The sequence below is a fragment of the Scytonema sp. PRP1 genome, assembly GCF_036697665.2.
Lineage (GTDB): Bacteria > Cyanobacteriota > Cyanobacteriia > Cyanobacteriales > Nostocaceae > Kalymmatonema > Kalymmatonema gypsitolerans.
This window is the reverse complement of the sequence record NZ_JBAHYJ020000132.1, coordinates 51,153-76,344: the sequence shown is the minus strand read 5'-3', so window position 1 is coordinate 76,344 and position 25,192 is coordinate 51,153. Positions and strand designations below refer to the sequence as shown.

Sequence of the window (25,192 nt, the reverse complement as noted above, 5' to 3'; positions counted from 1 at the left end):
GTACTGGGGACAGTTATCAGTTATCAGTTATCAGTTATCAGTTATCATGTACCAGCGCAGTTTCGAGTTACCAGTTTTTTGGTCACTGTTCACTGTTCACTGTTCACTGTTGACTATCCCCAGTTCCCTTTACTCAATCCTTCTTAAAAAATAATTAATAATACTAGAAACTATTGCTAACATAATTGAACCTAACAAAGCAGCCCCAAAACCACTAATTTCAAAAAGCTCACGGGGGGTAAGGGCGCTTGCTATCAATAAAGTCAGAGCATTAATAACAAATGTAAATAACCCAAAAGTGAGCAAGGTAATAGGAAATGTCAAAATGCTTAAAAAAGGTCTAATTATTGCATTTACTAACCCGATAATTATCGCAGCAACAAGAGCAGCTACAAAATTCTTTATAGAAAATCCAGGAACAATATGAGCTGTAATGAGCAACGCTACTGCAGTGCCTAGCCAAGTTAATAAAAAGTGTTTCATAAGTTTTTTTAGAATCTTCTTAGTTTTTATTTTTTCTTAAAAAAATAGACTTTTTAGGCACTGACATTTAATGATACCTTGTTGTTGGGGGTATCTTTATCGTATTACAGGGGTTGGTTTCAATTCAACTTTGCAACGGTTTCATAAAAATATAGAGCCAATTTTGCAAAAGCTAAAATTTAGCTACTTCGCTAAGATTCCCGACTTCTTGAAGAAGTCGGGAATCTTGTTGTTCACCAAGAATTTAGGATTGCTATATTTTGAATTTTGAATTGTTTATCGTCCGCGCCGCCGCATGAGAATCTCCCAAGTTCCTCCACCAACGACACCGTCAGCATCCAAACCATAACGCTTTTGTAAAGCTATCACTGCAGCCTCGGTTGCTGCGCCAAAATTGCCATCAACATCGCCTTCATTCAAGAAACCGAGCCTTTGCAGTCGTCTTTGCAACTTAGTAACCTCAGAACCACGCGCTCCTAGACGTAAAATCGCTAATCCTTCTGAGGTGTATTGAATTGAAGAAATTTGCTGAGTACGAGTCGTTGAGGTAGGACGAGTGGTTTGTTGAGAACGAGTAGATGTTGATTGTGGTGTGTACGTCCTTTGTGAACTAGCAGTTCTATTTCGTGTTGCAGGTTTTGGTTCCGGGTTGGAATTCTCTGTTCTAGTTCTGGTCGCTGTATTCCGTGTTGCAGGTTTTGGTTCCGGTTTGGAATTCTCTGCTCTGGTGCTGGTCGCTGTATTCCGTGTTGCAGGTTTTGGTTCCGGTTTGGAATTCTCTGCTCTAGTGGTGGTCGCTGTATTCCGTGTTACAGGTTTTGGTTCCGGGTTGGAATTCTCTGTTCTGATGCTAGTGGTTGTCGTTGAAGTTGTAGATCTTGGCTCCGGATTGGAAGTAGCAACTGTGGTGTCGGTAGTTGCAGTTGATGTTGTAGGTCTTGAATCTGAAGTCGGAACAACAACCCTATTGGTGTTGGAAGTCCCAGACGGAACAGGAAACCTGCTTGTATTGGGTGACGACCCAGAAGACGCCACCGTTGGCTCGTTTGGAAAGAGCCTTTGCCAAGTCGTTGCGTCAACAACACCATCTGCTTTCAAACCTGCAGCTTCCTGAAAGCGGGAAACAGCGAGGACGGTACTTTCGTTATAAACTCCATCTACTGTCCCTGTGTAGTAGCCCAAAAGTTTTAAAGCTGCTTGAAGTTCCGTGACACGCTCTCCTTTGCTACCAACTTGGAGAGTCGGACGGTTGATGGCTTCCGGCGAACTTGTCTGTGCGATTTGTTGTGGTTGAGCTGCAACCGATACTGTAGCAGAGAAGCCAAGCAACCCAGACATAGCACAGTAGAGCAGTATTTCAACCCCTAACAAAGATTTATACCTCTGCTCCCTTTTTATTGCACAGCAATTTACGGACGGGTTGAGAAACCCTAAGCTACTTAAGATACTTATTTTCATGCTGTCTTTCATGGGAATTGCCCCTGGGTAATCTCATGCTAATACACTTATCGGTAATTGGTGTATAATGCAACTATTATAGTTGCGGTATTTTAAATCTTTATTAAGAATTAAAATATACAATTGCACTATTCACCGCTTCTTCTTGACCAACTAATGACACATAAGGTTCCCGTAAATATCGGGAAGCAGCTGTCATTGCATCAAGAGCAGTAACTGAGGCAATTGTTTCCTGAAAGTTCCGATCAAAATCAATTCCTAGTCCCAAAATTTCATACCAACCATATATTTGGGCAATTTGCGCGTTGGTTTGTTTGCCCAAGGCGTACTGCCCTAGTATTTTGTTTTTAGCCGCTTGGAGTGCATCTTCCTCTAGCTGCGCTCTGGAGAGTAAGTCAACTTCTGTCTGCAAACCAAGAAGAGCTACTTGGGTATTTTCGGGTGCTGTACCCATGTAAACAACAAATGATGCTGGAAAAAGCCGTGTGGGGTAAAATGCCGAGACTTCGTAAGCCAAGCCGCGTTTTTCGCGCAATTCCACAAACAAGCGACTGGAAAGACCATTTCCCAAGTAAGTAGAGAGCAACTTCAATGCAGCGTAATCAGAAGATAGCACCGATGGTCCCAAATAACCTAACATGACGATGGACTGCTGTGTCTGTTGGGGCTTAATTTTGATTTGGGGTTCAACGTTGAGTTCTGGTAAATCTAGTTTTTGCAGCGGCTGAGTTGCGTGTTGCCAATCTCCAAAAACTCCTTCCACAAGAGCGATCGCATTTTCTGGTGTGATTCGTCCAGCAATACTAATCACGACATGATCTGGACGGAAATAAGTCTGATGATACTGGACTAAGTCTTTCCGAGTTAAGCGGCTCATTGTGGCTTCATTTCCCAATACCGACCTTGCATAAGGATGATTTTGATACATTGCATCCCGCAATTGGTCAAAGGCAATGGTAAACGGCTGCTCTTGTTGCGAGCGAATATCTTGTAGCGCAATACGCCGTTCTAGTTCTACCTCTGTTTCTGGAAATGTCGGCGATCGCAAAATCCGTGATGCCAAACTCAAAATTTCTGCAAAATCAGATGTAACTGTCTTCAACGACAGCAAAAAATAATCAGTAGCAGTATCTGCGCCCAAACTCGCCCCGACAGACTCGACTTGTTCTGCAATCTCCAAACTCGAAAGTCCCTCGCAGCCTTTCGTTAGTACCGCTGATAGCAAATGTGCTAACCCAGCTTGCTCCTGGTTTTCATAACAACTCCCAGCCCGGATAAAAATCCGCGCTGCAATAATATCCGCAGCCGGATTTTCTGCCACCAGCACTACAATGCCATTGTTCAATACAGTGCGATGGATATGCGATTTTTGCACAGATGTTGTCATTTGTCATTTGTCCTTTGTCATTTGTTATTTGTCCTACCTTTCCTTGTCCCGTCGGAGACGCTACGCGTAATTCATAGCCTGTCCGCAGGGTTTACGTTTTCCCTACGGGCGGTCTTTTGTCATTTGTTTTTGATACTAATAACTCATGACGAATGACTTATGACTAACAGGGTTTGAGTACTGTAACCGCGTAATGATTGGGTGAAAGATACTCTTGTGCTAATTTTTGCAGTTTTTTTGCACTATAAGATTGAATTTGCCAGGGATAAGTCACTGCTAATTCAGCTTGGGCGATGGTGTTATAGTATCCATAAAGCCCTGCAAGTTGATTTGGTGTTTCGGTTGAAAAGGCATAATCGTTACATAGCAAGCGTTGACAGCGTGTTAGTTCCTGCTCACTGATTCGGTTGCATATTAAATCATTCAAGTGAAGGCGAATTAACGATTCCACGCGTTCTACATTTTCTGGTTCTAACCAGGCTGTAATTGTAAATAAACTTGCTTCTCGTTGCAGTGAAAAATTACTGCAAATACCTTGTACCAATTGCTGCTCTTCCCGCAAATCGCGCACTAAACGGGAAGTCCGCCCTTCTGCAAGTAATACAGACAGCAGATCTAAACCATAGGAAGTGCAAACTTGTTCCACTCCAGGTCCTGTCCACGCCATTAACAACCGCGCCTGTTCTAAACGAGGTAAATGAAGTTCTTGACGGCGAATTCCAGCTATGACTGGTGTCACTTCTTTTTTTTCCGGAGAATCACAGCAGCGATTGCCAAAATCAACAAATGTCCGGCTCACTAATTTCATAGCAGATTCTTCGGGTATTCCGCCGACAATCACCACCGTCATGTTTTCTGGTTGGTAGTGATTGCGGTGAAAAGAGCGCATGATCTCTGGAGATTGCTGCATTAATTCTTGCTCACTACCCAACACGGAACGTCCGTAAGGATGATGTTGGTAGACGCTAGAGATCAGAGCGTGAAATCCTATCCAATCTGGATCATCATGTGCTTGACGAATTTCTTCTAGCACAACATCCCGTTCGCGGCTAAATTCATCTTCTGGTATTGCCGCATTAAGTAGCAACTCTCCCAAATGGGGCAAAGTATCTTCTAGATGCACTGCTGCTGTGGTGAGAGAGTAATGGGCGTAATCGTGGCTTGTCGCCGCATTGGTTACTCCACCTCGATTTTCAATTTTTTGATCAAATACCCCTGGCGCTAGCGTCGCAGTCCCTTTAAAAATCATGTGTTCCAAAAAGTGAGCCATACCGAAGCACGGTTCTTTTTCTAAGTGCGCACCTGCACGTACCCAAACATCTGCCACAACTACAGGGGTAGTAGGAATTTCTTGATGAATCAAAGTTAAACCGTTGTCTAGTTGGAAAACCGAGGCTGGAAACGCGGCATTCATCAGGTTTTTTAACAATTTTTTACAGCTTTAACCAAAATTTCGCTTAATTGTTGCGATTTTAACCCTTATTGGTATCTAGATTCGGATGACTTTACAGAGATTTTTCTTGACAAGATACGAACATTATCTATAAATTATGAAGCCTAAAACAAGCTTATGGATGTTAATTGCCAAATACACGTGAAGTTTGCTTATGTATTACATTTGTGACCAGAACTGGGGATAGGGGAGTGGGGGTGTAAGGGTGTAGGGGGAGGAAGAAGGGGAACAGGGCGCAGGGTGCTGGGAAGAGAAGAGTTCTTTTCCATTAGCTTTTTTCCCTGCTTTGTTCTAAGAGCTCTTGAGCGTAGCGTGCTCCTGCTTCTTTTACCCTACACCCTCACACCCTTATACCCTTACACCCTGCCCTACGGGCATAGACTCATTTTCTATAATTAAAGCTCCCATGTTCTAATTGACCAAGGGAGCTCTATATTTTGTCGACCGCAACGCCGTTTTACCTAAGTTTATGACCTGGATAAACCAGGTGGGTACCGATGTCTCTCGTTTAAAGTTTCCGGATACTTAGTCCGGTCTACTGCCACGAGAATTATTTGGTTCCCTTTTCTTTTCGGACATAGATCAAAAAACTTTATGGCAGTCACCAACGTTGCAGTGCAACAAAACTATTATAGCTTTCAAAAATCGGTTGTGTGTCCCCAGATGAAAATTTTTGGCAGATTCAATTTGGATACCAGATAGATTCTATATTTCGGGCAATGGCAAGCATCCCCTGCTCCTGATTGTGATTATCGAGTAAAACGGTGACGTGTCCTAGCTTGCGCCCAGGACGCGATTCACTTTTTCCATACCAGTGGACGCGTGCTTGAGGAATTTGCTCTATTTGCTGGCGCTTGCTCATATAATCACTCTGGGAAATTTCATAGCCCAAGAGGTTAACCATAACAGCACTCGGGCAAATCATAGCAGTGTTACCTAACTCCATACCACAAACTGCTCGCAGATGCTGCTCAAATTGAGAAGTCACGCAGGCATCTATAGAGAAATGCCCTGAGTTGTGAGTGCGCGGTGCTACTTCATTCACCAGCACCTTGTCATCTGCCGTAAGAAATAACTCTATACCAAAAATTCCCACAGATTGGAGACTATTTAGTAAAGTGCGGGCAATCTTTTCTATTTCAACAGCCACGTTTAGTGAAATATCAGCAGGTGCAATCACTCGGCGACACACCTGTTCTTCCTGCTGGGTTTCTACAACTGGGTAAATGACAACTTCGCCACGAAAAGAACGCGCCGCAATGACTGCTAATTCCCGTTCAAAAGGAATGTATTCTTCTAGAAGAAAAATATTTTGACTTTCATTTATGTTATGTAATTCTAATTTTTGCTTTAAACTTTTTATTCCCTTGATTATAAAAGTCCCCTGACCGTCATAACCGTGGCGTCGGGTTTTGAGAACCAGAGGAAAGCCCAGTTGGTTGAAAGTCGCATCATCAGCAAAAGCCAAGTCTAGGGCGACAAACCGAGGAACGGGTAAACCCAAATCGCGTAAATAACAGCGTTGGTGATATTTATCTAAAAGGGGAGTCAAAGCTTCGAGTTGAGGGCGGAAGCAAACCCCTTGTTGTACCAACTTTGATAAAGCTTGTATGTCAACAAACTCGTTTTCAAAGGTGATGACATCGCATTTCTTAGCAAGTTCAGCCGTAGCGTGAGCATCATCCACAGAGGCAAAAATGTTGTCTACTGATATAGATACAGCTGGATCGTTGATGCTAGGAGTTTGTACCACCAATTCTACTCCCAACTTCTTTGCGGCATCTCCCATCATCCATGCCAATTGTCCGCCACCAATGACACCAACACGCTTCATCGACACCCCAAGGAATTACGAGTTTCCACGTTAGTTTTAGAGTTTACACCACTTGCTTTTTGGCACAGTTCCTTAATTTGCGCTTTATCTAGAATTGCGTCAGTAAAATCTGCACCAGTAATATTTACATTATTAAATGTAGCGCGGAACAAGAGGGCTTCTTTTAAAACAGCATCACTCAAATCTGCCCCTGTTAAGTTTACCTGATCTACCATTGCATTTGTTAAATCTGCTCCGTGCAAATTAGATTTCGTCATTACAGAAGCACTCAAAACTGCTCCTCGCAAGTCAGCGCCCGTGAAGTTAGTCAGTTCCATATTAGCGTTAGAAAACTCTGCGGCTTGCAAACTTTGACCAGAAAAATCGCGATTTGTCAACTCTGCATTGCTAAATGACATAGGATGAGTCCAGTCTGCCAGTGCAGGGGAGGCACAAAACAAGACACTCATGAGCGAAAGTACAGCCGCCAATCCCCGCCAAAACATATTGATTAGCCAGTTTGGTGTTTAGATGCTGCTTTTAAGCTTAGCACCACTATGTTACAAGACTTTAGAGTGATAGAATCATATCAAACCGTTTGTATAGGAATGATTTCTCCTTCCTCTCTCTGGTGCGCCCTCAGCGTCTCTGTGGTTTTTTTATAATTCAGATGCTACCGGATTTGATATCACAACGCGATTGCCCTTTAGGGTACTGGCACCTGTGCAATCGCCTTGGGCGGGGCGTAGCCCATCGCCCTTTGGGTGGCTTCCAGAGGAAGCATCGCGCCCCAAGATCGGGACAAAAGCGCGATCGCATTCTTCCTGCTTTGCCTGCTCAACAGATGAGTGGGCTATTGTCAGGAGATCAGATGCAGATAATTTGGCAGAAGGAATAACACTTACAACTCCTATACTAAGCGTGACGAATTTACTGACTGTTGAAGCAGCATGGACTATGCCTAGGGCTTTTACAGAAGCTCGAATTGTTTCTGCTACCAGCCAAGCTTCTTCTGCATCAGTTTTTGGCAAAATGATCGCGAATTTCTCACGATCATAGCGGGCTATCATATCCGTTGCTCGCCGCTTGCAGCTGCTAATCGTGTAAGCAATTTGGCTAAAACATTCATCTCCAGCTTGAACTCCATACTGGTCGTTGTAAGCTGGGAAAAAATCAATTTCACACAAAATCAAAGAAAGAGGTAATTGGACTTTTTCCAATCGTTTTCATTCGCGCTGTAAATATTCATCAAAGTAGCGACGATTCGCGAGCTTAGTGAGGTTATCAAAACAAGCAAGGCTTTGCAACTCCCGGTTTACCTCCTCCAGTTGCACTGTGAGTTGGCACTCTCGTTGAATTTTGTGTCGTACTTCCGTCATTGCCCCTTTATATGCTACTAAGCGATGCACTCGTTGACGCAGTACTTCCCAATCAATTGGTTTTGTAATGTAATCCGTTGCGCCTACCTCAAAAGCTCGATGAATCGACTTGCGATCGCCAAGAGAAGTAATCATCAAAACTGGAGGACAATCATCACCCAAAATAGCTCGCATCTTGGCGCAACAAGCAAAGCCATCCATTCCTGGCATCATCGCATCTAATAAAACCATGTCTAGTGGTTGTTGCTGACAAATATCTAAACAATGTTGTCCGTTGCACGCCTCGGCAAATCGATATCCTTCCTTCTCCATAGCCCGCTGCAGCAGTAAGCGAAAAGCTTTTTCATTATCTACAACAAGAATCAATGGTGGATTATTCTGAAAGTCGGCATCAGGCATGCTGTCTCCTTGAATATTGTCATTGCAAAGCAGCTTCTACCTGTTGATACTCTTTCTTAAGCTACTAGCCCAGCGTAGAAACACTGACTTGCGAATGACCCTGACTCCTGTGTTCTAGTTCTTTACATTGTTGAGCAAAAACCATTGCTCGAAGCGCTATGAAGCGCTATATAGACGCTCGATTTCTGGTGGCTTTGTTTTTGTCACATTTTTTTATATATATTTATTTATATTTTATATTTCTTAAGGTAGATATGTTTTTTCCTAGCTATTTAGCTAAAGCCTAAAAGTAGCGGTTTTCAAATCCGTGAAGTACATCCAACAAGAGCGAAAACTCAAAACTCACCAATTAGAATGCATTCTACGTTCTTTCAAAAGGTATTCTATGCAATTGAAAGCCGGCATAACTGTTTTTAGAGCAATCACTGATTTGTTTAGAATTATTGCATTTCAAATTTCCAAACCAAGTTTATTTTTTTTTAATGCAAGAATAGGGTAGATACTGTTAGCCTGTGAATTGAGCAAAGCAGCAATTCAACTCTATTACAGGTGTTTCAGACTGTTAACAAAGCTTCACAATTAGTGATTAATCTTTAGTTCTATACCAATTGGTTGAGTCGTCAAACATTAGCAAGGAATTTCTATTTAGGTTCTAAACATTATGCCAATTCAACTTCCCAGCCCCAATATGAAGCATTATCGTAATGAATGGATTGAGGAATGGTGCCTAGAAAATGGCTGGACAGATCTCTTTGAGGAGCGGTGTAACAACTACTGGGCATTTCCTCCAGGAGCAGTTATGCCTGAGCCAATTCCGACTCACACTCTCAAATTGATTAAAGCTCAAAAGGGACTGACATCTCAGGAAAAATTCTGGTCGGTCTCAGCAGTTATTGGCACACTTGTAGCTGTGATGTCTACCTATTTGCTCAAATGTCCAATGCCTCTAGTTTTGGCTTTTGCTTTTGATGCAGTGACGGCAGCTCAACTTGAGGTAGAGTGAGCTAAAAGTTGAGTTATTGTGACTAGGGCGTGTTTAAGGTTGGTTGACTTTTGGAAGTGCCTGACTGTGGATACGTCCCATTAAATATCTGGGCAAACTGTTCGGCTGTAAAAGACTGTACCAGACTCAAGTTTAACGGTGCTTGGCTAATAAATTTGGCGTAGGATGCGCTCAGATAAGGGCGATATTGCTGTTGATTGATCAAATGAGTTTGGAAGAATACCAAGCTAAGAGCATTGACATAGGAGTGAGCGATCGCCGGATCTGGACCAATTAAACTCGGGGGAACAGGTAAAAGTCCCGTATTAGGATTTATTTTGTCCACAGTAGAGAAATGCGTTCCGTTCTCGATTAAGACAAGGTACTTATTTTGAGTTTGCAGCCAGGTAAACGGACGAATCTGTTCTGGTACAGCTGGCGTAAAAATATCTTGACTACCTCCAACCAGCATCACAGGAACTTGGATTTGGCGAAATCCCTCTTGTCCTAAAATCGTACTACCCAAGGGATTGAGTGCCATCACTGCTTTAATTCTTTGGTCTTGTAGGGGATAGTTATCAGCTTGCAGATCACCAGCTCGGCATTGTAAGAAAACTGATAAATTCAAAGAACGATTGGGATAACAATCCTTACGAATTTGCTCAAAATTAATTGTTGCTCCTGCCGAGGTGAGAACAGTATATCCTCCTAAAGAATGACCAATTGCGCCTACCTGTTGCAAATTCAGTTGTCCTTTAAAGGTGGGGTTAGTTTCAGAAAAACGCTGAAGTTCATCCAAAAGAAACTTGACATCCAGTGGACGATTAATTAACTCTGTAGCTTGTGGTGGACTAGCCAAACCAGCAAAGTATTGCTCAAATTTCTTAGCATCACTCCCAGGATGTTCGAGGACAGCAACTGCAAAGCCATAAGAAGCTAAATGCTGAGCCACGTAAGCAAATGTCTGCCGGTCTTCCGCTACGCCGTGAGAAATCACGATCACGGGGAAAGGAGGCTTTTGGGTATTTTGAGTTTTCGTTGCTGTTTGAGGTAGATATAAATCAGCCTCAAAACGCCGACTTCGAGAGTTATCATTGAGAGTCAGGGTTTGTTTTGAGAAGCGAAAAGAACCTGCACGTCGTAAGTCTGGCTGTTTTGAAAAATCCGTGCTTGCCTGATTTCCTGCTTCTGTTTCTGCTATTTGTTTGAGTACAACAACAACTGCATCTCTTTTCTGAAGGAGTTCTGATAAGCTACCGATAATTCCTTGGGTTTCGCTCAAATTCAGCCTGATAGTTGGGCTAGGATAGCGACGGATTACATTCACAACAGTTAAGCCTTCTGAGTCAGCAGCACCCAAGATGAGCGCAGAACGTAGAGCGTAGAAACCATTTTGTCTAGCTTCTGTAAGTAGCAATTCGCCCAGACGTTTCAGCAAGTTTTCACCAATGGCTGAGTAGCTGAACTGAGAGACTAGGGTGGGGGTAACATTAAACCTTGTTTGGAGGAAGTTTCGCAGTTGTGCCAACTGCTGTGGTGGGACACGTTTAGCATAAAAGGAAAATTCTTTAGTAATCTTACCTTCCTTGGCAAACACTTCTAAGGAAGCTGTGGAGATAGAAAACTCACCAAACGGAGGATAGAAGAATTCAATTCCCTCTGCTCCTAGTACCGGAGTTGTGGTGGTAATACTGGAGAGGATTCCGAAGGTGAAAGCACTTAATAATGTTTGTAGCCAACTTTTGCGAGCAGACCAATTTTTTACCACACCTGGTAGGACTTTGGTGTTAACTTTTGTTTGGCTGTGAGGTATTATCATTTGAAAAATTTTACTTGCCCACGTATAGCGGTTCTCAATTGCATGGAGTACATGGTAGGGGCACAAGGCATTGCTTTGTGCCCCTACTTTAACTGTGTTTAAGCCACTGAAAAATTGCACTTGCGATTTTTGATGAAATTTCTACAATAGTAAAAAAATAAACTCAATATTATTACTTAATTTTGTTGATTTTTTAGTATAAAAATATTACTGTAATTTTCATCAACTTGAGGAAAATTTTAACATAGTAAACGGCATGATTTTTGCTGAAACAGCTTGTTTTGATAGCTTTACTTCATATACGCAGGACTAACGATCATAAAGGTAATACTTTAACTTATCTTTAAATCGGAAGGACTATTTTCGATTTTTTATATATACAAAAATCGATCAAGTTGATATACTTCTTCTAAAGCAAATACGTCATAGAGCGTACGTATACAGGTTTGCATCCTAACCCCTAGATTTCGCAAGTATCTCATTTTTTTGTGGAGATACTTGTTTCTACTTGCTTAGTTGTGAATAAAGCAAAGTAGCAAACCGCTGACAGTGTAGCGGTTCCGATAACTACAAAATACCCTTGCTCGTTTTGCCCACCTAAAAGAAAACTGCAGCAATCGGCAGCCATGCAACTGCTACTTTCACCCCTTTTACATGGGGACACCAGACAAAGAAGTCTCCAAAGAGGACAGCCTGTAGCTCACGTAGTGCAGATGCGCCCAAGACACGACTTTCTCGTCGCAAGCACGGTTGTTGCAGCTTCGTCACTACCCGTAATTATGTTTGGTATTCTGCCATACACACTTTCTCTGGTGAGATACGCTTTCACTGTTTACTTACTCCCCTTTTTGCGTGTAAAATTTCCTATTTTCTCTCCCCCTGCTTCTCCTGCTTCCGAAAGCTGCGATCATGGGTAATCTTTGCGTGGAAACGGAGTAACACTCCTCAGGTTTGCTTCTACCAAAAGTTGCAGCAGAATTGTTATCCCTGCTGAATTCATCTGAACAAATCTTTAGGAGGACGGATTGATGGAATTAAACAACAGGACATTTGAACAGCAGGTCTTTGAACTCACTAACCAAGAACGAGCCAAGAATGGTCTTTCACCTCTGAAAGCAAATGCTGAGTTGAACTATGCTGCGGACAAATATGCTGAAGAGATGTCAAAACGTGGTGTCTTGAGTCATACAGGACCAGATGGCTCTAAACCCTGGGATCGAGCAGAGGCAGTTGGCTATGAAGCTCGAATGATGGGAGAGAATATAGCTGCAGGTCAAAGAACACCTGAACAGGTTGTAAAAGGTTGGATGGATAGCCCTGGACACCGAGCTAATATCCTCAGGTCCCAATATACTGATATCGGCGTTGGTTTTTATAACAACTATTGGGTTCAGGGCTTTGGTAGTGGTGATACAAACCCGATTAGCAACATACCAGGCTCTACATCTAACTCAGAGATTGTAGCCCAATCAGCACCTGCCCCGGAATCTACGTCCAGGCTTACAAGTACATTGGGCAGTATTGTTTCTTCGGATTCTCAACCTACACCTGGATCTGGTTCTGACAGCAAAGGAAGTGGTAGTGACATCATAACCAAGCAACCTAATGATTGGCTGCTCAACGGTGGTGTGGACAACAACACGCTCTCAACCGCTCCTAAAGGTGAGAGTTTCGTAGTTGGTGAAGGTGCAAACGCTGACTGCGTTAAAAACCTTCAACTGAGCGACGACAAAGCTGTTACAGGTCGTCTCGACACAATCTTTGAGACATTACTAGCGCCTCAAATAGCTAACAACACCCCAAGTAAAGATAGCAATACCGGGACATTGTTTGCGCAACAACAAGACGTTAATGCTAATGCTTTGATTGCAGCAGGCTCAATACCGTTCAGTTACAGAGGTTTTGTGTAGGGTAGGCAATGCCTATTGCCTATAATACAATACGGCTCAGTTAAGGATTGTTGGTGATAGCGTATCCCTCACGGGACGCGAACGCGAACGGATCCCGTGAGGGATACGCGCAGCGTGTCCGTAAGGACTCAGGGACGAGCGCGTGGCACGAATGTGCCATAGATTGTACACATGTAGAGACGTTGCCCTATGCCTGCGGCACGCCAAGGGCGAACGGGTATGCCTATGGCTAACGCCACGGCTATCGCCGTTCGCGCAGCGTCTCCGAAGGAGATACGGCACGCTACGCGTAAGCCTGCGGCACGCTTTGCGCTTACGCCAGTCGCCTGCGGAGGAGACAGTACCTACGGCGGGAGACCCGCCGTAGGTAACTGTCGTTGGAAACCCTACCAAGAGCGCTGGACTCACATGCAACGTCTCTACATTGACCTCTTCATAACCGTAGCTCATCAACTCAGGGACACTGAGTCATTTTGTCATGCGCTTATCCTAGTACCATTCTATTCAGACACAGTAGTTGCACCGACTGCCATTACTTGAGACCATTCACTGACGCGGTTGCTATCTAAGACAGCTCGCACTCGATAACCAAGCTGAATCTTATGCATCAACAAGATTAATTCACGGTTGAGTAATCCTTGTGATTTTTGGTTTTCATTAGATGCAGCTTGTATACGAAAGCAGCGATCGCTTTGACGTTTCAACTTTGGAGATTTCCCTTCCATAAGCACCGTTTGCAGTTCGTATTCTTTAGCTTCGGGATATGGTTCCCAGCAAAGTTGCCAGTAAGTTGACCAGCGAATTAGCTCTGCTGGTAATTCTTGGACTTCATCCGACAATGTAGAAACAAGTCCGGTGACTGGAGGTTGTACCGCCTGAGGCTGATTGGAGGTGATGTCAGCATTTACGGGGTCTATAAATCCAGGTTGCCCAATGTTCTGTCCGGCTAAAGATGAACCGTCATCAACACTTAGTATCAGTCCAAATATCAAAGTGAACAGCAGAATCAATCGTAGGCATTTTAATAGCACTACTGGCAATCTTTTCAAATTCATCATTATGCAAAAGTTAATTGCTTACCACTCCACAGGTAAAATAAGGCTGCCGTTGTCGGCATAGATTGTTCGAGAACGGATCTCCGTTCTGGGAGCCACTGTAGAGTTGAAGACTGCGCTTCTTTGCCCAACTGCTGATCTTGCGCCGATAACTGAGCGGAATATAACGGAGTTCGGTGCTAGACCTACAGCATCACCTACGCTGGTCTCAGGGCCATTAGCAACACCATTGACAACCTGTCTACCGCCATGAACTAGAGCGCGAGGCCCATAACCAATCCCATTACCAAGAGTCAAGCTAGTTGTTTCTAAAGCGTGAAAGACAACATCGTTTGCCATACCAGCAATTTGCCCGACATTAAAAGGTTGACCCTCATCAGCACGCAGCGAAATTCTATTACCTATTTTGTTGTCAAGCTGTGGCAGAGAATCTTGCAGAACGATATTACCGATGATGCGGTTACGGAAGTTTGGATCACGAGTGACACTCCCACCTCTCTGCGGCAGACCTCCGGGGTTAAAAAAGGTTACTGGAGCGTAATTTATCCCTTGTACGTTTGTCAAGTCTGCTCTAGCTAAGTCTGTATAACCTTTGGCAAATGCTTCATTGACTTCAATGATACCTTCCATTAATGCAACGTCAGCTTGTGTCAGGTTTGCAACCTTTCCAAGGGTGCCGCTACTAGCTTCTAGGTTGGTTGTGACGTTTTTACCTGGCAGGACAACTTTACCAGCAGGTAAGGTAACACCAGGGCCAACCCGCGAGAGAAAGCTGACTACGGTGTTTCTTTCTATAGTTGCACCATCTATTTCACAGTTGAAGACGAGAAATGTCTCTGCAATATCGTTGTTGAACTGAGTGTTGGTAATCGGGTCGCTAAAGGGTCCTGTTGAGCCTTGAGTACCGATTTTGGCTGCACCTTTGACAGTAGCCATGTGTGCCATAATGACTCGCGAACCAATCTCCACTCCTGTTCCGGAAGCCAGAATTCTCACTTGGTCTTGGACGTTAGAATCTGCCGCGATGGTAATGGGGGCTGTAGTAGCGTTTAACTCGGCAAACGGTGCGACGTAGACTTTTTCGCCCAAGCTAATATTTGTTGGATTGGTGATTGTAGCAGTTGGATCGACGAAAGTAGCGGACGCCGACGGTGCTGCACTTGGGCATATAGGTAGGTTAGCCGCAGTTGGATTACACGTTCCTCCAGCGGCTACTGCGGGTTGTATATATATCTGTGTACCTATGACAAACGCTAGGATAATAGCAGTTAAGGCACTAGAAATTGTGCGAGGTTTGAACATAAAAAGAAAAGTCCTCACGGGTTATGGAATATTTGGCTATGGGATAATCTGCGTTAACGAATGAGAGATATAGCTAGGCGATCACCTACGGTGGGCGGAACGCCATCGCAGGCTGAGAATTTACCAAAAAATTACACTGCAAAAGCGTCTATTTAGACTCTTTTTCTGTTTGGGTATGAGACAAAGGATTAACCGCCCCAAAAACCTGCCAAGTTGAAGAATATTTGCACGATCAATGATAATAAGGGACTCAAAAGCGGAACTGTAACTGTCCTTGTTGCCCCGGCAACCGCATCATTGTAGACAGTCTGCCAAGCTTCTGACCCGCTAGTGGATTGTCCATAGACTTTTGTACTCACAGCCAGCGTGAAGCCTAGTACAGTTAAACCAGCTAGTATTGTGCGACGTTTCAACATTATTCCTTTATACCTAATAGTTCGCCAAGTTTCTTTGGCAGGATAAATCGAAAAGTTTAACGAAACACAGCTTAAACTTTTTGGTTTACCTGACCTAATAATCGTCAAATTCTAAGTTATACCGTTTCCATATAAAGATGCATAGAAAGAACCCGACCGCCTGCGGCACCTCCCCTGATTCATAGGGAGGTTAGGAGGGGGAAAAATAATGTGCAGCTTCACACAGAATTGGTATTAATGAAGCAGTAATTGCTATAACCCCTGATTAACAATCTATTGTACTTTTACTTGCTGCTTTATACTAGAGCTTTTGATATTGATAAAAATTATGGTGGTGATAAAAATGTTGCTAAAAAAACTACCAAAAAATAAAATAATTAACAATAATGATAATCATTTTACAGAGTGGTGAAAAAACGAGCGATCGCTATTGTAAATACGGAGTGATTAAACCCAGATTTCTTATTATATTATTTGTGAGAATCCTATGGGTGTAATGAAAGTGCATGCACTTTCATTACATAAGTTATAAACTGGTGCAAGCTGCAAACGATGTTATCTGAACCGTAATCCTACCGAAATAACCACACGCGCAACAGTGAAAGCAACTGTTCGATATCTACAGGTTTGGTGATGTAGTCTGATGCACCTGCTTCAATACACTTTTCTCTGTCGCCTTGCATTGCCTTTGCGGTCAGTGCAATAATCGGCAGGGATTTAAATTGATTGTTCTGTCGGATTTGGCGGGTTGTTTCATAACCATCCATTTCTGGCATCATCACATCCATCAACACCACATTAATATCAGGTGTATTTTGCAAAACTTCGATGCCATCTCTGCCATTTTCAGCGTATAAGACCTGCATTTGATAACGCTCTAGCATACTCGTGAGGGCAAAGATATTACGCACATCGTCATCTACAATGAGAACTTTTTTTCCCACAAGTACCGAGTCAGTGGAATGCAACTGTTCCAGAATTTCTCGCTTGGGCGCAGGCATATTTGCCTGAACTCTGTGCAGGAACAAAGCTGTTTCATCAAGCAGACGTTCTGGAGAACGCACATCTTTAATAATAATCGTCTCTGCCAAGCGCCTAAGTTGAGTGTCTTCTGCCCTACTCAACTCTCTGGCAGTATAGACGATAATTGGTAGTGCTTCACCATTGGGTTGTTGTTTGATTTTTTCGATCAGTTCAAACCCGTTCATGTCGGGCAAACCTAAATCGAGAACGACACAATCAAAATACCCATTTTGTATGGCTTCTAGCGCCTCAGCACCGGTGCGAACAGCAGTGGTAGCAACATCGGTGTTGCCAATTAATTCCACAATGCTGTGGCGTTGATTCTCGTCGTCTTCCACGACGAGTAGATTTTTCACCCGGCGTTCGACGAAACCTTTGATTTTGGTCAATGCTTGATGCAACGCCTCACTGCTAACGGGCTTTTGGATATAAGCAATTGCGCCTAGTTGCAATCCGCGCTGTCGTCCCTCCTCAACTGTCATAATATGAACTGGGATATGACGGGTACTTGGGTCATGCTTGAGGCGATCCAGCACTGCCCAACCATCCATTCCAGGTAAGCGGATATCTAAGATGATTGCTGAAGGCTGAAATTGTTGTGCCAGCCCTAAACCCGTACTGCCACTGTGGGCGACAATGCCCTTAAATCCTTGTTGTCGCGCCATGTCTAAAAGAATACGGGCAAAATGAATGTCATCTTCGACAAGCAGAAGTATGCGATCGCCCTCTTGGATATTGCCTCTGTCATCAAGCAAAGAAGTGGTGACTTGCTCTACTGATATGGTGTTGGGGTTTGTTGTAGGAGGTTCGGCTTCTTCCGCGCTAGAGTTCGCGTATGCTTGCGGTGCGTTTTGTGCAAAGGGTGTCTCGCGTGGTGTGTCCGTCAGCCCTTGGGGGAGACTAGGTACCGAAAGTGGCTGCCCGGAGGAGTTACGCCGTCCTGTTCCCGCAGCGTTTCTGTCAGGAGAAGCCATAGGGCTTAGCAAAGGTTGGGGTGTTTGACGAAGCGCTGTGGTGGGCTGATGTGGTGAAATGCTCTGCCCATCTTCCCATGTTCCCATTTCTTGATGATAGCCAAGTGACTGGGGTAAGTAAAGTGTAAACGTACTACCTTGCCCAACACGGCTCGTTAGTTTAATTTCTCCACAAAGAAGACGGGTGATTTCGCGGCTTATTGATAAGCCTAACCCCGTACCACCATACTTGCGGCTTGTGGTACCATCAGCTTGTTGAAACGCCTCGAAAATGATTCTTTGCTTTTCAGGGGCAATGCCAATTCCTGTATCGCTGACTGCGAAGGCGATCACAGTCTGAGCGCGACTCAAACTTCCCTGGTCGGGACTCCACCCTTGCGTTGCCACGAAGACGTGCAAGCGGACTTCTCCACGCTCTGTAAATTTAAAAGCATTGGCAAGCAGATTCTTCAAGACTTGTTGTAAGCGTTTTGCATCAGTGTGGATGCTTCTCGGCAGATCCAAAGCACAGTCAACGGTGAAATTGAGTCCCTTGTCAATAGCGACTTGCCTAAAGGTGCGCTCAATGTGTTCTTGCAATTCTGTAAACAACATCTGGTCTATGTCAATTGACATCGTTCCAGATTCAATTTTTGCTAAGTCCAAAATGTCATTTATCAGCGTTAACAAGTCGTTGCCTGCTGAGTAAATCGTACGGCTATACTCGACTTGTTTAGCAGTGAGGTTTTTATCGACATTATCTGTCAGCAATTTCGCCAAAATTAACAAGCTATTTAACGGTGTCCGCAATTCGTGGGACATATTCGCGAGAAATTCTGACTTGTATTTTGACGAGAGGGCGAGTTGTTCTGCTTTCTCTTCTAATTCTCGGCTTGCCTTTTCAATTTCTTGATTTTTACGCTCGACTTCTTTGTTTTGTAAAGCTAATAACTCGGACCTTTCTTCGAGTTCGGCGTTAGTTTCTTGTAACTCTTCTTGCTGTTTCTTCAGTAAATCCTCGGAGGCTTTGAGCGATTGAGCTTGTTGTTCTAAGCGCTGGTTGGTTTCCCGCAGTTCGTTTTGTTGACTTTGTAACTCGTGTGCCAAAGACTGCGACTGTTTGAGTAACTCTTCAGTACGCATACTAGCGGCGATGGTGTTCAACACAATCGCGATACTTTCGGTAAGTTGGTCGAAGAATGTCAGGTGAATTTCGTTAAAGCGTCGGAATGAAGCAAGTTCAATAACTGCTGTGACTTGTCCTTCAAAGAGTACAGGTAAGACAACGACATTCAGCGGCGTAAATTCACCCAAACCAGAACTAATCTTGATATAGTCGTGCGGTACTTCTGTCAGCAGAATACGTTCTTTTTCCAAAGCGGATTGTCCCACCAAGCCTTCACCCAAGTAAAAGCGGTTAGCAAGATGCCTGCGTTCGCGGTAAGCGTAACTACTTAGTAGCTTCAAGTACGGAACTTCTTCTGTGGTTTCGATGATGTAGAAAACGCCGTGAGAAGCTCCCACCAAGGGTGCTAACTCTGAGAGAATAAGTTTAGATACGGTTTCTAGGTCGCGCTGACCTTGAAGCATCCGGGTAAACTTGGCGAGGTTGGTTTTCAACCAGTCTTGTTCAGTGTTTTTCTGCGTTGTCTCTCGCAGGTTGGCAATCATCTGGTTGATGTTGTCTTTCAGGATGGCAACCTCACCTTCTGCTTCCACGGCAATTGAACGCGTTAAGTCGCCTTTAGTTACAGCAGTTGCCACTTCGGCGATCGCCCGCAACTGAGTGGTGAGGGTAGCAGCCAGTTCGTTAACGTTGTCGGTCAAATCTTTCCAAGTTCCCGCCGCCCCTGGCACTTTGGCTTGTCCGCCCAACTTACCTTCAATGCCCACCTCACGCGCCACAGTGGTGACTTGGTTGGCAAACGTCGCCAGAGTGTCAATCATTTCGTTGATTGTTTCTGCCAAAGTTTCAATTTCTCCTTTGGCATCCAGCATCAATTTCCGCTTCAAGTCACCGTTAGCAACCGCCGTCACCACTTTAGCAATGCCTCGCACTTGTGCCGTCAAGTTACTCGCCATCGAGTTCACGTTGTCGGTCAAATCTTTCCAAGTACCGGCAACGCCTTTCACCTCGGCTTGTCCGCCCAATTTACCTTCGGTTCCCACTTCACGGGCAACTCGCGTCACCTCAGATGCAAAAGAACTCAGTTGATCCACCATTGTATTGATGGTGTTCTTCAACTCAAAAATTTCGCCTTTGACATCAACTGTAATTTTCTTCGACAGATCACCTGTTGCCACCGCCTTTGTGACTTCGGCAATATTTCGCAGTTGTGCCGTCAAGTTACCTGCCATCAAGTTGAAGTTGTCGGTCAAATCTTTCCACGTACCGGCAACACCTCTAACATAAGCTTGCACACCTAACTTACCTTCGGTTCCCACCTCACGGGCAACTCGTGTTACTTCGGATGCGAAGGAGTTGAGTTGATCCACCATCGTGTTGATGGTGTTCTTCAACTCCAGAATTTCACCTTTTACGTCAACAGTAATTTTCTTAGAAAGGTCGCCGTTTGCCACAGCCGTCGTCACTTCGGCAATGTTGCGCACCTGTGCCGTTAAGGAACCCGCCATCGAATTCACACTGTCGGTTAAGTCCTTCCAAGTTCCGGCAACTCCCCGAACTTCCGCTTGCACGCCCAGCTTACCTTCGGTTCCCACCTCACGGGCAACTCGCGTTACCTCAGAAGCAAAGGAATTGAGCTGATCCACCATCGTGTTGATAGTGTTTTTCAACTCCAGAATTTCGCCTTTAACATCAACGGTGATTTTCTTAGAAAGGTCTCCAGTCGCTACCGCCGTGGTGACTGTGGCAATGTTCCGCACCTGCGCCGTCAAGGAACCCGCCATGAAGTTCACACTGTCGGTCAAATCTTTCCAAGTTCCAGCAACTCCGCGCACATCCGCTTGCACGCCCAGCTTACCTTCAGAACCCACCTCACGGGCAACCCGCGTCACCTCCGATGCAAAGGAGTTGAGTTGATCCACCATGATATTAATGGTGTTTTTCAACTCCAAAATTTCGCCTTTGACTTGCACAGTGATTTTCTTAGAAAGGTCGCCGTTGGCGATCGCTGTCGTCACGTCGGCAATGTTTCGCACCTGCGCCGTCAAGGAACCCGCCATGAAGTTGACGCTGTCAGTCAAGTCCTTCCACGTACCAGCAACACCTTTCACATCGGCTTGTACACCCAGCTTGCCCTCAGAACCCACCTCACGGGCGACTCGTGTTACCTCGCTGGCGAAGGAACTCAGTTGATCCACCATCGTGTTGATGGTGTTTTTCAACTCCAAAATTTCGCCTTTGACATCAACAGTAATTTTCTTCGAGAGGTCACCATTTGCCACAGCCGTCGTCACTTCCGCGATGTTCCGCACTTGTGAAGTCAACGAACCCGCCATCAAGTTGACGTTATCCGTCAAGTCCTTCCAAGTCCCCGCAACGCCTCGTACTTCTGCTTGTACCCCCAGTTTCCCTTCGGTGCCAACTTCACGGGCTACCCGCGTCACTTCCGATGCGAAGGAATTGAGTTGATCCACCATCGTATTAATAGTGTTCTTCAACTCCAGAATTTCGCCTTTGACATCAACAGTGATTTTCTTCGAGAGGTCACCTGTTGCCACCGCCGTCGTCACTTCCGCAATATTACGTACCTGCGCTGTCAAGGAACCCGCCATGAAATTTACACTGTCCGTCAAGTCCTTCCAAGTTCCCGCAACACCCCGGACTTCCGCTTGACCGCCAAGTTTACCATCTGCACCCACCTCACGGGCGACCCGCGTCACTTCCGATGCGAAGGAATTAAGCTGATCCACCATGATGTTAACGGTGTTCTTCAACTCCCAAATTTCGCCTCTGACATCAACAGTAATTTTCTTAGAGAGGTCACCATTGGCGATCGCTGTCGTAACTTCGGCAATATTCCGTACCTGCGCCGTCAAGGAACCCGCCATCAAGTTCACGTTATCCGTCAAATCCTTCCAAGTTCCCGCAACGCCTCGCACTTCTGCTTGTACGCCCAATTTACCTTCGGTTCCCACTTCACGGGCTACCCGCGTCACCTCCGAGGCAAAGGAGTTGAGTTGATCCACCATCGTATTAATAGTGTTTTTCAACTCCAAAATTTCGCCTTTCACATCAACGGTAATTTTCTTCGAGAGGTCACCGTTTGCCACCGCCGTTGTTACTTCCGCGATGTTCCGCACTTGCGCCGTCAAAGAACCCGCCATGAAGTTCACACTGTCCGTCAAGTCCTTCCAAGTCCCCGCAACACCCCGGACTTCCGCTTGACCGCCAAGTTTACCATCTGCACCCACCTCACGGGCGACCCGCGTCACTTCCGATGCGAAGGAATTGAGCTGATCCACCATGATGTTAACGGTGTTCTTCAACTCCAGAATTTCGCCTTTGACATCAACAGTAATTTTCTTGGAAAGGTCGCCATTTGCCACTGCTGTCGTCACTTCGGCAATGTTGCGTAATTGTGCCGTCAAGTTCCCCGCCATCAAATTGACGCTATCGGTCAAGTCCTTCCAAGTGCCTGCAACACCATTGACTTCTGCTTGTACGCCCAGTTTGCCTTCGGTTCCCACCCACGCGCCACCCGCGTCACCTCAGATGCAAAGGAATTAAGTTGATCCACCATTGTGTTGATGGTATTTTTCAACTCCAGAATTTCACCATTGACATTAACAGTAATTTTTTTGGAAAGGTCGCCGTTTGCCACTGCTGTCGTCACTTCAGCAATATTGCGAACTTGTGCCGTCAAATTCCCCGCCATCAAGTTGACGTTGTCGGTCAAATCCTTCCAAGTTCCTGCAACACCCCGAACTTCCGCTTGTACGCCCAGTTTGCCTTCGGTTCCCACCTCTCGCGCCACTCGTGTCACCTCAGATGCAAACGAGTTCAACTGCCCCACCATCGTATTGACCATTTCGGCAGTTTGCGAAACTACCCTTTCGGGGTCTACCTTCAATTTCTGGGGCAATGATTTGAGATAAGTCACCATTCGCCACAGCCCGATCACGCGCGCTGTTTCCGCTGTCGGCTGAACTGAATCAGTCACAAGGGTATTGACAGATTCAACACATTCTTGACCAAGAACCACGAACATTTCCTAGAGGCGCGTTCGCTAATTTTCCCGTCCTTCCCAACAACATTACTAATTCTCTGTAGCTCTGCTGTCAACCGCTCATTTTGTTCAATAATATCGTTGAGCGTATCAGCGATTTTTCCCGCCATGCCTGTTTGCTATTCGGAATACGGCAGAAAATCTCCTTTTTTGACGGCGGCCAGCGTTTTCAATAGCTGTCCTAAATCCAGATTATCGCTTTCTCTCGTTAACTGTTCAGTCGGCATGGCGGCGGGGCTTTAAAATCTATATCAATTATTATCAATTAATTATCTCTGCTACCGCTTGCTATCAGTTCCAATTGCGTTGTTTGACACAAGCCACCAATATATTTCGCAAGAAGAAACTTTGCGATTCGACAGCTAGCTGTGCAAGAGATGCAGTATAAACTATAACGAATTTAAAACACCTTGATAAAGATAGATACTACAAATCTATCCAGAGTATGAAAAATCTCAATAATTTTCATAAAGCACTTGCCAAGCCTAACAACTCGTCTAGCCGCATACTAAAACCTAGCAAGACTTTTTGAGTACTAACGACATCACCAGATTTAAAGCCCAAAATTTGATTCTCAGTCATGACAAGAATTAAGCGGCTTTCAGGAAATACTAGCCAAACTTCCTCGCTAGCAGACTGCAAATACTCTTGTGCTTTGACAAATAAGTCCTCTGCTAAATCAGTGGGTGAAACTATCTCAGCAATCAGTGGGAAACTCTGTGGCAAAGTGGGAGCATCGCCAAATTGAGCTACTAACTCTGGCGTCAGATAAGCTACATCGGGAACCCGTCCCTGCTTATTGGTACGACAAGGGACTTCAGTATAAACTTTTCCACCCAGTTGACTGGAACTGATGTAATTTCTCCAGTAAAAGTATATATTTCCTTGAATTTCACTATGTTTTAATGTCATTCCAGCTTTCTCTACAAGCTGATCGTCCACCCACTCCATACCCTCAGGGGGATTTGCCATAAAGTCTTCTAAAGAACGGATTTGGGGGACGGATATAGCATCCTTGTGTTTGGAAACTAACATAGGTTCATATATAATGTATATTGTAATGTATACATTATATATGAAAAAATTGTGCCAAGTAAAATTCGTAAGCAAATATATATAGAACCTCATCAAGAACATCTGTTAAAGGCGATCGCCCAACAAACAGGCGTCAGCGAAGCTGAAATTATTCGCCAAGCCATCGATTTACACATTGGTTCTATTACCACTCCTCAAACAGATATTGCTGCTTGGGAAGCTGAAAAAGCCTTTATCAACAGCATCAAAAATCGACCTTCCCTACCTGGAGGACGAGACTGGGAAAGAGAAGACCTATATGAACGGTAGGATTTTACTGGATACTAATATCCTGGTTTACATTTACGATCCTTTCGACTCTACAAAACAGGAACGAGCAATTGCAATTGTTGACAGACTTATTCAAACAAACCGTGCTGTAATTAGTACCCAAGTCATGGGTGAGTTTTTCATGGCGACAACTCGTGCAAAAAGACAGCTTCTGAGTCCAGCAGAGGCGATCGCCCGGATACGTAATTATATGAGTGCTTGTTCTGTAGTTGATGTAACCAGGCTCATTACTTTAGAAGCAATTCGCGGCGTTGAAGCTCATAAGTTTGGATTTTGGGATGCTCAAATTTGGGCAACTGCGAGGCTCAATCAAATTTCAGAGGTTTACAGTGAGGATTTCAACACTGGTGCAATCATAGAGGGTGTACAGTTTACTAATCCTCTCACAAATCAGCCGTAGGTTGGGTTCAACGATAGCGAAACTCAACAAACAATAGACTTCTTGCAAAAGTATATGGATATTTAGAACTGCAGATCCACGCAGATAAATTATCTGTGTCCATCTGTGGTTTTTTTACCATTACCAAACCTAATTCTTTCGTTTAGTCCAACGCCAAGCCAGCCAGCCAAAAAACAAGGTAGCCAAAAGACTCCAAAAGAATGATAACAACATCGGAGGAACTGGGTGCTTGAGATATGGAACTGAAAAGGGTTTGTCGATATATTGTGAGACAACCCCAGAGACGATCGCACCTGCATCTAAGCCAACGCCGACGATTTGAATGGTGTTTTCTAAAGAGCGATGTCTAATATCAAGTTCGGATGATTAGTTATCATTGCAGTCCTCGCGTTACCCCTCCCCG

Annotated in this window: 21 protein-coding genes and 1 other RNA gene; 5 read left to right on the top strand and 17 right to left on the bottom strand. The window is 44.6% G+C overall.

Features of this window, described 5'->3' with window-relative positions; genetic code table 11:
* Positions 1–129 precede the first annotated feature (129 nt).
* The 9 genes from V5G28_RS34515 to V5G28_RS34475 form a co-directional block, all read right to left on the bottom strand.
* Positions 130–483, bottom strand: coding sequence for a phage holin family protein (locus V5G28_RS34515; RefSeq protein ID WP_332996042.1), 354 nt, complete (start codon positions 481–483; stop codon positions 130–132).
* Between the two features lie 276 nt (positions 484–759).
* Entirely contained in the window at positions 760–1,821 is a 1,062-nt protein-coding gene (locus V5G28_RS34510) for a peptidoglycan-binding domain-containing protein (RefSeq protein ID WP_332996040.1), read from the bottom strand.
* 223 nt (positions 1,822–2,044) lie between these two features.
* Positions 2,045–3,328, bottom strand: coding sequence for a M16 family metallopeptidase (locus tag V5G28_RS34505; protein WP_332996038.1), 1,284 nt, complete (start codon positions 3,326–3,328; stop codon positions 2,045–2,047).
* A gap of 163 nt (positions 3,329–3,491) precedes the next feature.
* A complete protein-coding gene (locus V5G28_RS34500; RefSeq protein WP_332996036.1) occupies positions 3,492–4,742 on the bottom strand; it encodes a M16 family metallopeptidase in 1,251 nt (416 codons plus the stop codon).
* A 476-nt stretch (positions 4,743–5,218) separates the two neighbouring features.
* Positions 5,219–5,403, bottom strand: a non-coding RNA gene (gene ssrS / locus V5G28_RS34495) — 6S RNA.
* A 60-nt stretch (positions 5,404–5,463) separates the two neighbouring features.
* Positions 5,464–6,615 carry a 5-(carboxyamino)imidazole ribonucleotide synthase gene (locus tag V5G28_RS34490; protein ID WP_332996034.1) on the bottom strand — a complete coding sequence of 384 codons (1,152 nt, stop codon included), beginning with the start codon at positions 6,613–6,615 and terminating at the stop codon, positions 5,464–5,466.
* Positions 6,612–7,100 (bottom strand): pentapeptide repeat-containing protein, encoded by a 489-nt coding sequence (locus tag V5G28_RS34485; protein ID WP_332996032.1) that lies wholly within the window; start codon positions 7,098–7,100, stop codon positions 6,612–6,614. The genes V5G28_RS34490 and V5G28_RS34485 overlap by 4 nt, the downstream gene beginning before the upstream one ends.
* A 153-nt stretch (positions 7,101–7,253) precedes the next feature.
* On the bottom strand, positions 7,254–7,814 hold the full coding sequence (locus V5G28_RS34480; protein WP_332996030.1) for a diguanylate cyclase domain-containing protein: 561 nt from the start codon (positions 7,812–7,814) through the stop codon (positions 7,254–7,256).
* Positions 7,815–7,820: 6 nt separating this feature from the next.
* Complete coding sequence (locus tag V5G28_RS34475) at positions 7,821–8,372, bottom strand: response regulator (protein ID WP_332996028.1); 552 nt, start codon at positions 8,370–8,372, stop codon at positions 7,821–7,823.
* A 688-nt stretch (positions 8,373–9,060) separates the two neighbouring features.
* Between V5G28_RS34475 and V5G28_RS34470 the strand changes: the two genes are divergently transcribed.
* The gene (locus V5G28_RS34470) at positions 9,061–9,375 is read left to right on the top strand and encodes a hypothetical protein (RefSeq protein WP_096570403.1); all 315 of its coding nucleotides are present in this window, start codon (positions 9,061–9,063) and stop codon (positions 9,373–9,375) included.
* A 22-nt stretch (positions 9,376–9,397) separates the two neighbouring features.
* Here the strand turns inward: V5G28_RS34470 and V5G28_RS34465 are convergent, their stop codons facing one another.
* Positions 9,398–11,173, bottom strand: coding sequence for an alpha/beta hydrolase (locus V5G28_RS34465; protein WP_332996025.1), 1,776 nt, complete (start codon positions 11,171–11,173; stop codon positions 9,398–9,400).
* A gap of 597 nt (positions 11,174–11,770) precedes the next feature.
* A complete protein-coding gene (locus tag V5G28_RS34460; protein WP_158054665.1) occupies positions 11,771–11,941 on the bottom strand; it encodes a hypothetical protein in 171 nt (56 codons plus the stop codon).
* 260 nt (positions 11,942–12,201) lie between these two features.
* Between V5G28_RS34460 and V5G28_RS34455 the strand changes: the two genes are divergently transcribed.
* Both V5G28_RS34455 and V5G28_RS34450 read left to right on the top strand, forming a co-directional pair.
* Positions 12,202–13,083, top strand: a complete 882-nt coding sequence (locus tag V5G28_RS34455) for a CAP domain-containing protein (RefSeq protein ID WP_332996022.1) — start codon at positions 12,202–12,204, stop codon at positions 13,081–13,083.
* Positions 13,084–13,272: 189 nt separating this feature from the next.
* Complete coding sequence (locus V5G28_RS34450; RefSeq protein WP_332996018.1) at positions 13,273–13,623, top strand: hypothetical protein; 351 nt, start codon at positions 13,273–13,275, stop codon at positions 13,621–13,623.
* Here V5G28_RS34450 and V5G28_RS34445 read toward each other — a convergent pair.
* The 6 genes from V5G28_RS34445 to V5G28_RS34420 form a co-directional block, all read right to left on the bottom strand.
* Positions 13,584–14,141, bottom strand: a complete 558-nt coding sequence (locus V5G28_RS34445; RefSeq protein ID WP_332996016.1) for a hypothetical protein — start codon at positions 14,139–14,141, stop codon at positions 13,584–13,586. The two genes, V5G28_RS34450 and V5G28_RS34445, sit on opposite strands and share 40 nt — an antisense overlap.
* 18 nt (positions 14,142–14,159) lie before the next feature.
* A complete protein-coding gene (locus V5G28_RS34440; RefSeq protein ID WP_336231538.1) occupies positions 14,160–15,440 on the bottom strand; it encodes an acetyltransferase in 1,281 nt (426 codons plus the stop codon).
* A 188-nt stretch (positions 15,441–15,628) separates the two neighbouring features.
* Complete coding sequence (locus tag V5G28_RS34435) at positions 15,629–15,856, bottom strand: hypothetical protein (protein WP_096561241.1); 228 nt, start codon at positions 15,854–15,856, stop codon at positions 15,629–15,631.
* A 572-nt stretch (positions 15,857–16,428) separates the two neighbouring features.
* The gene (locus V5G28_RS34430) at positions 16,429–22,485 is read right to left on the bottom strand and encodes a HAMP domain-containing protein (RefSeq protein WP_332996011.1); all 6,057 of its coding nucleotides are present in this window, start codon (positions 22,483–22,485) and stop codon (positions 16,429–16,431) included.
* The gene (locus V5G28_RS34425) at positions 22,416–23,000 is read right to left on the bottom strand and encodes a HAMP domain-containing protein (RefSeq protein WP_336231537.1); all 585 of its coding nucleotides are present in this window, start codon (positions 22,998–23,000) and stop codon (positions 22,416–22,418) included. Before V5G28_RS34425 ends, V5G28_RS34430 begins: the two co-directional genes overlap by 70 nt.
* Before the next feature lie 489 nt (positions 23,001–23,489).
* A complete protein-coding gene (locus V5G28_RS34420; RefSeq protein WP_332996004.1) occupies positions 23,490–24,059 on the bottom strand; it encodes a Uma2 family endonuclease in 570 nt (189 codons plus the stop codon).
* Positions 24,060–24,110: 51 nt separating this feature from the next.
* Here V5G28_RS34420 and V5G28_RS34415 point away from each other — a divergent pair, with 51 nt between their 5' ends.
* Positions 24,111–24,368, top strand: a complete 258-nt coding sequence (locus tag V5G28_RS34415; protein ID WP_332996001.1) for a ribbon-helix-helix domain-containing protein — start codon at positions 24,111–24,113, stop codon at positions 24,366–24,368.
* Positions 24,358–24,789, top strand: a complete 432-nt coding sequence (locus V5G28_RS34410) for a PIN domain-containing protein (protein WP_332995999.1) — start codon at positions 24,358–24,360, stop codon at positions 24,787–24,789. Before V5G28_RS34415 ends, V5G28_RS34410 begins: the two co-directional genes overlap by 11 nt.
* Positions 24,790–25,192: the final 403 nt, after the last annotated feature.